Here is a 12,437-nt window from a genome sequence, read left to right on the forward strand (position 1 = left end):
CCGTGGATTACTTCCTGCAGGGCCCGCACTGGGCCGACGTCCAGCGCGCGCTCGGCCGCACCGTGCACGAGCAGGCCGGCGAGGGCTGGAGCTACCTGTCCGTCGAGGAGAGCAACCCCGCCGGCAAGCTTCTCTACGTCCCGTACGGCCCGCTCGCCGAGTCGGTCGCCGCCTTCGACGCCGCGCTGGCATCCCTGACGTCGCTGGCCCGGTCCTGCGGGGCGGTTTTCATCCGGCTGGAACCGGTCAGTGCCGGATTTACCGCCGCTGAGGCGGCCACCGTGCTCGGGAGCCGCGGCCTGCGGCCCGCGCCGGCGAACCTGCAGCCGGAGCTGAGCTGGATCGTGGACCTGGACCGGGACTTCAAGGACGTGCTGGCGGACATGAAGCCGGTCAACCGGAACCTGTACCGCAACATCCACAAGAAGGGCGTGAGCTTCCGGTCCTCCCAGGATCCCGCCGAGATCTCGGTGCTGCTGGAGTTCCTGCACCAGACCGCGGCACGCAACGGCTTCAAGCCCCAGAGCGACGAGTACCTGGGCCAGGTGGCGAAGTCGCTGATGCCGGCCGGCGCGGCGACCCTGTTTATCGCCGAACTGGAGGGCACGCCGATCGCGGCGGCCCTGGCCTACGACTCCGCGGACACCCGCACCTACGCCCACGCCGCCCTGGACGACTCGCACCGCAAGCTCAGCGCCGGCATCCCCCTCCTGGTGACCCTGATGGCCGACGCCAAAGACAAGGGCCTGGCGCACGTCGACCTCTGGGGCGTGGCCCCGGCGGACCAGCCGGACCACAAGTGGGCCGGCTTCACGGCGTTCAAGAAGTCCTTCGGCGGCCGCGAGGTGGCCTACCCGGGCACCTGGGACCTCCCTGTGAAAAAGCTCCGCTACGGCGCCTACCAGTCCGCCCGCAAGGCCGCCCAGCTGCTGAAGGCCCTGCGCTCCAAGCTCCGCAAATAGCGCGAACGTACACTTCGCGCCCCGCCCCACAGCGCGAACGTACACTTCGCGCCCGCGAGCGGCGTGGGTTTTGGGCCTCAAGTGTCCGTTCGCGCGTCTGAACGGGCCGGGCCTGTGGATAACCGCTTCGACGACCCCGCGCCGGTTCAGACTGAAGCATGTCCAGACGCCCGCTGCCGCCGGAGCTGCTTACCGGATCCTTCACCACCCACGCTGCTGATCTGGCGGGGGTCTCGCGCAAACGTCTTCGACGCTCCGATGTCTATGTGCCCTCCCGCGGAATCAGGATCCCCGCGGCGCCGGCAGCCGGGGCTGGTGGCCCGGCCGCTTGCCTGCACGCCTATTCGGACCTCGACGACGTTTCGGTCATCACGCACCACTCCGGCGGAGCCTTCTGGAATATCGGCTTGCCGGGGTGGCTGCAGGAGGACTGGCGGGTCCACGTGGCCCGGCGTCGTGACGGCAGCAAACCCCGACGGCGGAACGTCGTCGGCCACCGGCTCACCTTCCTCCCGGGCGAGGTGGTTCTGGTGGGAGGGCTGCGGGTGACGTCACCGGCACGGACCTGGCTGGACCTCGCCGCCCTGCTGTCCATCGACGAACTCGTGGCCGCCGGCGACTCGCTCGTGGTCGAGCACGGGCCGGACTTTCCGGTTCCCCGCAGAGCCCTGGCCACCTTGGGCGATCTTCAGCGCATCGTGGCCGCACATCCGGGCATGCGTGGCGTGCGCACCGCCCGGGCCGCCCTGCCGGACATCCGCGTTGGCGCGGACTCGCCGCAGGAAACGAAAATGCGGCTGATCCTCTGTCGCGCCGGCCTGGGCGAGCCGGTGCTCAACCGCATCCTCCGCGACACCTGGGGCCGCGCCCGCGTCTGGCCCGACGCCGCCTACCCGGACCGGCGCATAGCCCTGCAATACGACGGCGCACACCATGCCGACCCGTGGCAGCAGGCGGTGGATGAGCGGCGTCGGGCGGTCACCGAGGCGCTGGGGTGGAAGGAAATCCGGGTATTTAAGGAGGACCTCGACGGCGACAGGCCCTTCGTTGTCGAAAAAGTTCGCGCCGCGTCCGGTCGCGAACCCCGCGAACGGACAGTTGGGGCCCCGAACCGTGCGGATTCGGGGCCCCAAGTGTACGTTCGCGCGATCTGAGGGCTAGCTGGGGCGGGCGTAGCCTTCCCACTTGCTGGCCTGGTGCTCGCCGTCGACGAAGCGGATGGTGCCGGACTTCGAGCGCATCACGATCGACTGGGTCAGGACCTTGTTCTTGGAGTAGCGCACACCCTTGAGCAGGTCGCCGTCGGTGATGCCGGTGGCGGCGAAGTAGCAGTTGTCGCTGGAGACCAGGTCGTTGGTGGAGAGCACCCGGTCCAGGTCGTGCCCGGCGTCGATTGCCTTCTGCTTTTCCTCATCGCTCGTGGGCCAGAGACGGCCCTGGATGACGCCGCCCAGGGACTTGATGGCGCAGGCCGCGACGATGCCTTCCGGGGTGCCGCCGATGCCCATCAGGGCGTCGACGCCGGTCCCGGCACGGGCCGCCGCGATGGCGCCGGCGACGTCGCCGTCCATGATGAACTTGGTGCGGGCACCGGCCTCCCGGATTTCCTCGACCAGCGGACGGTGCCGGTCCCGGTCCAGGATCATCACATTGAGCTGGTTTACCTTGACGCCCTTGGCCTTGGCGATCAGGTGCAGGTTCTGCTTGACCGGCAGGCGGAGGTCCACCATGTCGGCGGCTTCCGGGCCGGTGACGAGCTTTTCCATGTAGAACACGGCGGAGGGGTCGAACATGGAGCCGCGCTCGGCGACGGCCAGCACGGCGAGGGCGTTGTTGATGCCGAGGGCGGTCAGCCGGGTTCCGTCGATCGGGTCGACGGCGACGTCGACCTCGGGTCCGGTGCCGTCACCCACCCGCTCGCCGTTGAACAGCATGGGCGCTTCGTCCTTTTCGCCCTCACCGATGACCACGACGCCATTGAAGTGGACGGTCTGGAGGAAGGAGCGCATGGCGTCGACGGCGGCGCCGTCGGCCTTGTTCTTGTCGCCGAATCCGACCCAGTGGCCGCCTGCGATGGCCGCGGCCTCGGTGACGCGGACCAGTTCCAGGGCAAGGTTGCGGTCGGGCTCGTCAATGCCGACGGCGAGCGACGGGGAAAGCGTGGAGTACTTCTGGGTCATGGACGCTGGTGACACGTGAACCTCTTCTTCGAGTGGCGATCATTGAACCCGCGGCCCCCGGTCTGCGGCGGCCGCGGTGATTCGTCTGTTTCCGATCATAGTCGCGGCGGCCTCCATCGGTCATGGCATGACCGTTCCGTGACCCGGGCGGTCCTCCGCCGGCGGCCCCCGGCCGAATGTGAGATCGGCCCGGAATGGGCGACTATAGAGGGGTGAACGAATTGCAGGACACCTCGCCCGGAACCCCTGGACCGCCGCCCGGCGCGGCGGGTCCCGAGGCGCAGCAGCCAGCCGACCAGCCGCCCGTCAAGCCCGTCATCCGCGCCGCCGCGGCGAAGCGGGCCAACGCCTCGGTGATCGGCATGATCATCGCCCTGGTCGTCAGCATCGCGGCGTTCCTGCCCGTGGTCCTCATGAACCCGACGCCGGACACCGGCGGCTACCGGCCCGATGTCAACGTCACCGCCGTCGCCCGGAACGCCGCGGATGTGGCGGGATTCACACCGGCCGCCCCGGACACGGGCGACACATTCCGGCCCAATTACGCCCGCTGGGAGTCCGGTTCCAGCAGCGGGGTGGCCACCTGGGAAGTCGGCTACCTGACGCCCAAGGACTCCTTCATCGGCCTGGTGCAGACCCGGCAGGCGAACCCCACGTGGCTGCTGCAGCAGACCGGCAACGCGCCGGTGACCGGCACCCGGGCCGCGGGCGGACGCGAGTGGGAACTCCGGGACACCGGCAAGGGCGAGAAGTCCATGGTGCTGGACTTCCGCGGGACCACGGTGGTTCTGACCGGCCCCGCGTCGCTGGAAGAGTTCTCCGTGCTGGCCGCGGCCGTGGTGGCGTCGCTGGAACGTAATCCGGCTGCAACAAGTTCCCCGCAGGCGACGACTGCACCGTAAAGTAAGCAGGGTGACTACTACGCTGACTCCCGCCCTGGCCTGGCGCCGACTGCGCGAAGGCAACGAACGCTTCGTCGCCGGTGAATCCTCCCACCCCAACCAGGACGCCTCGCGGCGCTCCTCGCTGGTGGAGACCCAGAACCCCTTCGCCGTCATCTTCGGCTGCGCCGATTCCCGCCTCGCCGCGGAAATCATCTTCGACCTCGGCCTCGGGGACGCCTTCGTCGTCCGCACCGCCGGGCAGGTGATCGACGACGCGGTGCTCGGCTCGCTCGAGTACAGCATCGGCGTCCTCGGCGTGCCGCTGATCGTGGTCCTGGGCCACGACAGCTGCGGCGCGGTCATCGCCACCAAGGAGGCTGTGGAGACCGGCCAGATGCCCGCAGGCTTTATCCGCAGCCTGGTCGAACGCATCACCCCCGCCGTGCTGACGTCGCTGCGCAACGAGCAGCCGGACGTCAACGACATGGTCGTCGAGAACGTCAAGCAGACCTCGCAGCGCCTCGTGGACAGCTCCCGCGTGATCTCCGACGCCGTCGCCAGCGGCCAGACCGCCGTGATCGGGCTTGCCTACCGGCTGGCCGAGGGCCGCGCGGACCTGGTGTCGGGCATCGGCGAGCTCTAGCCCGGCCGGGACCCCGGTTCACGGTTTTCGGTGGAACGCCCCGGGCCAATAAGCTAACCCCATGACTTCCACAGCAGACTTGAACTCTGAAGAATTCCGGATTGAACACGACACGATGGGCGAAGTCCGCGTCCCCGTGAACGCCCTCTACCGCGCCCAGACGCAGCGCGCGGTCGAGAACTTCCCGATCTCCGGCAAGACCCTCGAGCGCGCCCACATCGAGGCCCTCGCCCGGGTCAAGAAGGCCGCGGCGCAGGCCAACGCGGAGCTGGGGGTGCTCGACGGCGAGCTGGCCCAGGCGATCGCGGACGCCGCCGACGAGGTGGCCGCCGGCAAGTACGACGGCGATTTCCCGATCGACGTGTTCCAGACCGGTTCCGGTACTTCCTCGAACATGAACACCAACGAGGTCCTCGCCGAACTCGCCTCCCGGGCGCTGAAGGCGGCCGGCAGCGACAAGGTCGTCCACCCCAACGACCACGTCAACGCCTCGCAGTCCTCCAACGACGTGTTCCCGACCTCCGTGCACGTCGCGGCCACGTCGGCCCTGATCAACGACCTGATCCCGGCGCTGGGCTACCTCGCCGAGTCGCTGGAGCGCAAGGCCGCCGAGTTCAAGGACGTCGTGAAGTCCGGCCGCACGCACCTGATGGACGCCACCCCGGTCACGCTCGGCCAGGAGTTCGGCGGCTACGCGGCGCAGGTCCGCTACGGGATCGAACGCATCAACGCCTCCCTCCCCCGCGTCGCCGAGGTTCCGCTGGGCGGCACCGCCGTCGGCACCGGCATCAACACCCCGGCCGGCTTCCCGGAGCGTGTGATTGAACTGCTCGCCGCCGACACCGGCCTGCCGCTGACCGAGGCCCGCGACCACTTCGAGGCCCAGGCCAACCGCGACGGCCTGATCGAGGCTTCCAGCCAACTGCGCAACATTGCGATCTCCTTCATGAAGATCAACAACGACCTGCGCTGGATGGGCTCCGGCCCCAACACCGGCCTCGGCGAAATCGCCATCCCGGACCTGCAGCCCGGCTCCTCGATCATGCCCGGCAAGGTCAACCCGGTCATCTGCGAGGCCTCCATCATGGTCTGCGCCCAGGTCATCGGCAATGACACCGCCATCGCCTGGTCCGGCACGAACGGTGCTTTCGAGCTCAACGTCGGCATCCCGGTGATGGCCGCCAACCTGCTGGAGTCGGTGCGGCTGCTGGCCAACACCAGCCGCGTCATGGCCGACAAGATGATCGACGGGATCACCGCCAACGTCGAGCGCGCCCGCTACCTTGCCGAGGCCTCCCCCTCGATCGTCACGCCGCTGAACAAGTTCATCGGCTACGAGAATGCCGCCAAGATCGCCAAGAAGGCCGTCGCGGAAGGCCTGACCATCCGTGAGACGGTCGTGGCCATGGGCTTCCTGGAGCGCGGCGAACTGACCGAAGAGCAGCTGGACACCGCGCTGGACGTCATGTCCATGACGCGTCCGCCGCACAAGGCCTAGTAACAACCCGGTGCCCTCCCGGCGGAGGGCACCGTCAGCAGCGTCCGACGGCGGCCGGCACCTTTCCAGCGGGGAGGTGCCGGCCGCCGTCGCTGTCCGCGGCGGTATCCGCGGGCCGGCGGCTGGTGCGCCGCCGCCCGCTTTCCCCCCGGCGCGGCCCGCAGGGGCTACTGCGTCCCGCCGGCGGCGCGGCGTTCGTCCGGGGTGTAGGCCGAATACGCTGCCGCCTCGTCCAGGCTGGCTCCGGCCATCCGGGCCTCGCGCAGCCGTCGGGTCTTCGCGGACTGGCCGGAGAAGGCTGCGTCCACGTTGCCGGCGGCGTAGGTCAGCGCGTCCTCGGCCCGGATGCCGAGGCCGCCTGCGGTCAGGACTGCGTCCTGGTTCGCGCCAAGGTAGGTGAACTGCCAGCCCCACTGGCTCTGCTGGCGCTCCACGAGGGCCTTGACCGCGGCACCGCTGGCCTCCCGGGAGGCGTTTTCGTGCCCGTCGGTCAGCACCGCCACCAGCACCGTGCCGGGCCGTTCCTCCTCCGGCAGCGCCGCCAGTTCCGCGCCGGCCTCGCCGATCAGCCGGACCATGGCGTCGTGCAGGGCCGTGCTGCCGCGGGGCTGCAACCGCAGCGGCGGGACCTCGGCGATGTCCACCGCGGCGTAGACCCGCTCATAGACGTCGTCGAACTGAGCCAGCGACAACCGGCAGCGGCCGGCAACCGCCTGCTGCTCCCGGACGAACGCGGCAAACCCGCCGATGGTGTCGTCGGCGATGGAGCTCATGGAGCCGGAGCGGTCCAGGAGGACGTACACGTGCGTCAGCGCTGAATCTGTCATGCTTCCCCGTTTCCGGTCCGGACGGGTCCGGACCACTGTCAGCCAGCGCCCAGGCTGGATGGCAGCAGGTTAACGCGGGGCACCGACACTATTCCCCGCGCCCTGGTGCCGCCGGGCGTTCTGGGTGTTCCGGGCCCTGCCGGGCGCTGCGTCCCGGCCCTGCCCTGCTGGGCGCTGCGTGCCAGTGGCGGCACCCAGCCGTCAGCTCCGGAAGTGCGCGGCGCCGTCGGGGTTCCGGGCCTGGTCGATTGATTCGAGGTGGCCCGGCATCAGCGCGGGAAATTCCCCGGGCCGGAACCAGCCGACGGCGAGCGATTCGTCGTCGTTGACCCGGGCCTCCCCGGAGACATAGCGGCAGCGGAAGACCAGGGTCAGGAAGTGGCAGACGTCTCCGTTGGGGTAGACGGTCGGGCCCACCGCGTCCACCGAGACCAGCCGCTCGGCGACGGCCACCACCCCGGTTTCCTCCAGCACCTCCCGCAGCAGGCCGGGCGCCGGCTCTTCACCCGGTTCGAGGATTCCGGTGATCAGCCCCCACTGGCCGTTGTCGGCCCGCTGGCCCAGCAGGACCCGGCCGGCGTCGTCGAACACCACGGCGCGGGCGCCGGGGATCCACAGGCTCTCGTGGCCGATTTTCTCGCGCAGTTTCAGGATGAAGTCCGGGGTGGCCATCCCGCCAGCCTAACCCGCCGGCAGCAGCAGCATCGCAGCGGCCGTCCCGGCGAGCATGAACGGGCCGAACGGGATGTCGGATTTGAGCGTTCCGCGCCGTGAAACCAGCAGGGCAACGCTCCAGAGTCCGCCGAACAGGAATGCGGCGAACGTGCCGGCAAAGACGTGTCCCCAGCCGAGGAACCCGAGGTACATGCCCAGCACGCCGGCGAGCTTGACGTCACCGAAGCCCATCCCCGGCGGGTAGGCGGCGCGCAGCAGGAAGTAGAACAGCCACAGGGCGGCGCCGCCGGCCACGACACGCAGCCCCGGGATCCCGAACAGCGCGGCGCTGCCGTCCCCGCCGGCCGGGGCTAGTGCCCCGAAACCGGCCGCCCCGAGCAGGAGCACCCCGGCGACGGCGTAGGACGGGAAGAGGATCCGGTTGGGCAAAAGGTGGTGCCTGATGTCGATGACGCTCAGCCGCGCGGCCATGAACGCGAAGTAGGCGCACGCCAGCAGCACCAGCCAGAAGGCCGGCGGGGCGGCTCCCCCGAGTTCGCCGAGACGATCGATCACCCTCGGATGCTACTGGATTCCGCCGCAGCCGCGCGGCTCCCGGCTCCGCGCCGCCCCGACGGGCCGCCTCACCGCGCGCCCGGACGCCACACCCCGCACGCCCCGCGCCCGGCCAGGTGGCGTCCGAACGCCCGGCGCCGTTAGGCTTCCGGGATGACCGCGCCCGAATCCTACTGGCCCCCGTTCGCCCTGACCCTGGAGACGCCCCGGCTGACGCTCCGGCCGATCCGGGATGAAGACATCCCGGCGGCGGTGCAGGCGGCCCTGGACGGCGTGCACGAACCCGGCCGGAACCCGTTCAGCCAGCCCTGGGCCGAAGCCCCGGCCGAGGAGCTCGGCCCGAACATGGCGCAGTGGTACTGGCGCTGCCGGGGCACCATGTCGCCGGAAGACTGGACCCTGCTGCTGGGCATCTGGCACGGCGGCGAGTTCGTCGGCTGCCAGGACATCGCGGCGAAGGACTTCGCCGCCCTGAAGACCGTCAGCACCGGCTCCTGGCTCACCCGGCGCGTGCAGGGCCGCGGGCTGGGCAAGGAGATGCGCGCCGCCGTCGCCCTGTACGCCTTCGACTGGCTCGGCGCCGAGATAGCCGAATCCGAGGCAGCCGCCTGGAACCGGCAGTCCCTAGGGGTCTCCCGGTCCCTCGGCTACGAACCCAACGGCGTCACCCGTGCCAACTGGGGCGGCACGGTGCAGGACTCCCAGAGAGTCCGGCTCACCCCCGCCGGCTTCAACCGGCCCGACTGGACCCTGAACGTCCGAGGCCACGAGCCCACTGCACGGTACCTGGGAATCCGGGCTTAGATCTCCGCCCCCTCGAGCATCTCCGTCACCAGCGCCGCGATCGGCGAGCGCTCGGAGCGGGTGAGGGTGATGTGGCCGAAGAGCGGGTGGCCCTTGAGGGTTTCGACGACGGCGGCAACGCCGTCGTGCCGCCCGACCCGAAGGTTGTCGCGCTGGGCGACGTCGTGGGTGAGGACGATCTTGGAGTTCTGGCCGATCCGGCTCATCACCGTGAGCAGGACGTTCTTCTCCAGCGACTGCGCCTCGTCCACGATCACGAAGGCGTCGTGCAGGGACCGCCCGCGGATGTGGGTCAGCGGCAGCACCTCGAGCATCCCCCGGTCCATGACTTCCTCCACGACTTCCTGGCTGACCAGCGCCCCGAGCGTATCGAAGACGGCCTGGGCCCAGGGATTCATCTTTTCCGACTCGGAGCCGGGCAGGTAGCCGAGCTCCTCGCCGCCGACGGCGTAGAGCGGGCGGAAGACCACGACCTTGCGGTGCTCCCGGCGTTCCAGGACGGCTTCAAGCCCGGCGCACAGCGCCAGCGCGGATTTGCCGGTGCCGGCGCGGCCGCCCAGGGACACGATCCCGACCGACGGGTCCATCAGGAGGTCGATCGCGAGCCGCTGCTCCGCGGACCGGCCGTGCAGGCCGAAGACATCGCGGTCGCCCTTGACCAGGCGGACCTGCTTGTCGGCGCCTACCCTGCCCAGGGCGGAGCCCCGGCCGGAGAGCAGCACCAGGCCGGTATTGGCCGGCAGCTCCGCTGCGGCGGGAATGAACACCGCCTCGTGGCCGTACAGCGCGGCCACGTCCTCGTCGCCGGCGTCGAGCTCTGCGAGGCCGGTCCAGCCGGAATCCTTGACCAGTTCGTTCCGGTATTCGTCGGCCAGCAGCCCCATGGCGGAGGCCTTGACCCGCATCGGCAGGTCCTTGGAAACCACGGTGACGTCCCGGCCCTCGTTGGCGAGGTTCTTGGCCACGGCGAGGATCCGGCTGTCGTTGTCGCCGCCGCGGAACCCCGCCGGAAGCACGTCGGCGGAGATGTGGTTCATTTCCACCATCAGCGTGCCGCCGTGGTGGCCGAGCGGGATGGGGCGGTCCAGGCCGCCGTGCTCGACGCGGAGGTCGTCGAGCAGCCGCAGCGCCTTGCGGGCGAAGTAGCCCAGTTCCGGGTCGTGCCGTTTGGCCTCGAGTTCGGTAATGACCACGATCGGCAGGATGACCTCGTGCTCGGCGAAGCGCAGCAGGGCGCGCGGATCCGAGAGCAGCACGGAGGTGTCGATGACGTAGCTTCGGGCGGTGTCCTCCGCTGTTCCTTCCCCGGAAACAGCAGGACCGGCCGCGGCGTCCAACGGCGCCGTGCCGATCTGTGAGGTGCCTCGCGTGGTGCGAGAGGTAGCGTGCGTGCCCTGGTCGGAAGGAACACCGGGCAGTGCTGCAGAAATAGCCACATCGACTCCAGCCCCGGGCCGCCGGCCCGGAATTGTTAGTGGTGAGGCGGCTCGGCCTGGAGGCCGGATCCGGCCTCCCATACATCCGGTGCGAAGTTCCGCTCCATGTACTGGCCTCCCCGATCAGCCGGCGGTTTGCCTGCTGATGGGATTAACGTACGTCCGTACCGGGCCCATTGCCGGGCAATCTGTCGGCGATTCTTCCGGCCATCAGGTGAAGCCCTGGTAAACAGCCTCAGGAACCGAAGCGGCGCTGCCGGCCGGCGTAGTCACGCAGCGCCCGGAGGAAGTCGACCTTGCGGAACGCCGGCCACAGCGCCTCGCAGAAATAGAACTCGCTGTACGCGCTCTGCCACATCAAAAAACCGGACAGCCGCTGCTCGCCGGAGGTGCGGATCACCAAATCGGGGTCGGGCTGGCCGCGGGTGTACAGGAAGCGGGAGATGTCATCGACGCTGAGCTCGTCGGCCAGCTTGGCGATGTCCGCGCCGCGGGCGACGGCGTCGTGCAGCAGTTCGCGGACGGCGTCGACGATTTCCCGACGGCCGCCGTAGCCGACGGCGACATTGACATGGATCTTCTCGTGCGCCGGCGTGCGGGCCGTGAGTTTGTTGAGCCGCTCGGCGAGGTAGTCGGGCAGCAGCTCCGGGGCGCCCATGGCGTGCACCGAGATGTCCTCGTCCTCGTCAAGCCGGTCCAGGGTGTTGGCGATGATTCCCATCAGCAGGTCGAGCTCTTCGCCGGAGCGGTTCATGTTGTCCGTGGACAGCATGTACAGGGTGACCACCTTGATGCCCAGCTCCTGGCACCAGCCGAGGAACTCGTGGATCTTGTCCGCGCCGGCCTGGTGGCCCTGGCTGGTGGGGGCATTGAACTGCCGCGCCCAGCGCCGGTTGCCGTCGACCATGACGCCGATGTGCTTGGGCACCCGTTCCGGGTCGAGGGACCGCTGCAGGCTGCGCTCGTAGAAGCCATACAGGAATCCGGGCAGTTCCATCCGGAGTTTCACCTGGCTTCCTTGGGCTCTGAGGGCAGTGCATTCCTAGGCTACCCGCCGGAGGGCCCGGGGAGTGCACGCCACCGCCGGGGCGCCGCCAGCAAAGCTTGTTACTCATCGGTAACTTACCGCGCCGTAGGTTATTATGGCCGGATGGAAGGAACCAGTCCGGAGCCCGGGCCCGAGCGGTCCGCGCAGCACCACACGTCACCGTCCGGCGGCACCAGCCCCGTGGACGATGCGGCGGTCAAAATCGCCGAACTGCTGATGATCAAGCCGAAATGGCGGGGGTGGATCCACACCGCCACGGCGCCGCTGGCCTTCGCCGCGGGCTTGGTCCTCGTGCTGCTGGCCCCGACGGCCGAGCTGAAGACCGCCTCCGCGGTTTACGCCGTAACCGGGGTGCTGCTCTTCGGCGTCAGCGCCGTCTACCACCGCGGCAACTGGTCCCCCGGCGTGAAAATGGTACTCAAACGGCTGGACCACACCAACATCATGCTGGTGATCGCCGGCAGCTACACGCCGCTGGCCTGGGCGCTGCTGGAGCGGCCCAAGGCGGTCCTGCTGCTGTGGGTGATCTGGTCCGGCGCCGTGCTCGGCGTGCTCTTCCGCCTGCTGTGGACGCACGCCCCGCGCTGGCTGTACGTGCCGATCTACATTGCCCTGGGCTGCGGGGCCCTTTTCTACCTGCCGGACTTCTTCGCCGCCAGCGTCCCCGCCGCGGTGCTGATCTGCGTCGGCGGCGCCCTCTACATCGCCGGGGCCGTCTTCTATGCGCTCAAGAAGCCGAATTTCAGCTACGAGCACTTCGGCTTTCATGAACTCTTCCACGCCTTCACGGTCTTTGCCTTTGCGGCGCACTACACCGCCATCGCCATCGCCGTCCTGGGCTGACCGCCGTCGGCCTGCCGGATTTTCCCCACCTTTGACTGCCCGACGCCGGGACGCACCGGGCGTCCGGCCCGACACGCCGGGC

The 12,437-nt window shown here is 69.4% G+C and carries 13 protein-coding genes; 7 read left to right on the top strand and 6 right to left on the bottom strand.

Translation table 11 applies throughout. The features are described 5' to 3' along the window. Positions 1–2: 2 nt before the first annotated feature. Both ACTWLI_RS01585 and ACTWLI_RS01590 read left to right on the top strand, forming a co-directional pair. Complete coding sequence (locus ACTWLI_RS01585; RefSeq protein ID WP_445154976.1) at positions 3–962, top strand: lipid II:glycine glycyltransferase FemX; 960 nt, start codon at positions 3–5, stop codon at positions 960–962. A gap of 158 nt (positions 963–1,120) precedes the next feature. Further along, a complete protein-coding gene (locus ACTWLI_RS01590) occupies positions 1,121–2,116 on the top strand; it encodes an endonuclease domain-containing protein (protein WP_445154977.1) in 996 nt (331 codons plus the stop codon). Between the two features lie 3 nt (positions 2,117–2,119). Here ACTWLI_RS01590 and glpX read toward each other — a convergent pair whose 3' ends face one another. Further along, the gene (gene glpX / locus ACTWLI_RS01595) at positions 2,120–3,142 is read right to left on the bottom strand and encodes a class II fructose-bisphosphatase (protein WP_445156090.1); all 1,023 of its coding nucleotides are present in this window, start codon (positions 3,140–3,142) and stop codon (positions 2,120–2,122) included. A gap of 212 nt (positions 3,143–3,354) precedes the next feature. Here glpX and ACTWLI_RS01600 point away from each other — a divergent pair, with 212 nt between their 5' ends. The 3 genes from ACTWLI_RS01600 to ACTWLI_RS01610 all read left to right on the top strand — a co-directional run bounded on the left by ACTWLI_RS01600 (position 3,355) and on the right by ACTWLI_RS01610 (position 6,167). Then, on the top strand, positions 3,355–4,044 hold the full coding sequence (locus ACTWLI_RS01600; protein WP_445154978.1) for a DUF4245 domain-containing protein: 690 nt from the start codon (positions 3,355–3,357) through the stop codon (positions 4,042–4,044). 10 nt (positions 4,045–4,054) lie between these two features. Further along, positions 4,055–4,669, top strand: coding sequence for a carbonic anhydrase (locus ACTWLI_RS01605; RefSeq protein ID WP_056740200.1), 615 nt, complete (start codon positions 4,055–4,057; stop codon positions 4,667–4,669). Between the two features lie 61 nt (positions 4,670–4,730). Then, positions 4,731–6,167 (top strand): class II fumarate hydratase, encoded by a 1,437-nt coding sequence (locus ACTWLI_RS01610; RefSeq protein WP_445154979.1) that lies wholly within the window; start codon positions 4,731–4,733, stop codon positions 6,165–6,167. A 167-nt stretch (positions 6,168–6,334) separates the two neighbouring features. On the opposite strand, the gene ACTWLI_RS01615 is transcribed toward ACTWLI_RS01610, so the two are convergent. The 3 genes from ACTWLI_RS01615 to ACTWLI_RS01625 form a co-directional block, all read right to left on the bottom strand. Then, positions 6,335–6,994, bottom strand: coding sequence for a VWA domain-containing protein (locus tag ACTWLI_RS01615; protein WP_445154980.1), 660 nt, complete (start codon positions 6,992–6,994; stop codon positions 6,335–6,337). Positions 6,995–7,195: 201 nt separating this feature from the next. Continuing rightward, positions 7,196–7,666, bottom strand: coding sequence for an NUDIX hydrolase (locus ACTWLI_RS01620; RefSeq protein ID WP_445154981.1), 471 nt, complete (start codon positions 7,664–7,666; stop codon positions 7,196–7,198). Between the two features lie 9 nt (positions 7,667–7,675). Then, entirely contained in the window at positions 7,676–8,224 is a 549-nt protein-coding gene (locus ACTWLI_RS01625; RefSeq protein ID WP_445154982.1) for a prepilin peptidase, read from the bottom strand. Between the two features lie 153 nt (positions 8,225–8,377). On the opposite strand from ACTWLI_RS01625, the gene ACTWLI_RS01630 reads away from it, so the two are divergent. Further along, entirely contained in the window at positions 8,378–9,028 is a 651-nt protein-coding gene (locus tag ACTWLI_RS01630; RefSeq protein WP_445154983.1) for a GNAT family N-acetyltransferase, read from the top strand. On the opposite strand, the gene ACTWLI_RS01635 is transcribed toward ACTWLI_RS01630, so the two are convergent. Together ACTWLI_RS01635 and ACTWLI_RS01640 are read right to left on the bottom strand one after the other, a co-directional pair. Next, the gene (locus ACTWLI_RS01635) at positions 9,025–10,464 is read right to left on the bottom strand and encodes a PhoH family protein (protein ID WP_445154984.1); all 1,440 of its coding nucleotides are present in this window, start codon (positions 10,462–10,464) and stop codon (positions 9,025–9,027) included. The two genes, ACTWLI_RS01630 and ACTWLI_RS01635, sit on opposite strands and share 4 nt — an antisense overlap. Positions 10,465–10,699: 235 nt before the next feature. After that, entirely contained in the window at positions 10,700–11,461 is a 762-nt protein-coding gene (locus tag ACTWLI_RS01640; RefSeq protein WP_445156091.1) for an isoprenyl transferase, read from the bottom strand. Positions 11,462–11,713: 252 nt separating this feature from the next. Here ACTWLI_RS01640 and trhA point away from each other — a divergent pair, with 252 nt between their 5' ends. Further along, entirely contained in the window at positions 11,714–12,355 is a 642-nt protein-coding gene (trhA, locus tag ACTWLI_RS01645; RefSeq protein ID WP_445156092.1) for a PAQR family membrane homeostasis protein TrhA, read from the top strand. Positions 12,356–12,437: the final 82 nt, after the last annotated feature.

This window comes from Arthrobacter sp. Hor0625 (assembly GCF_052567525.1).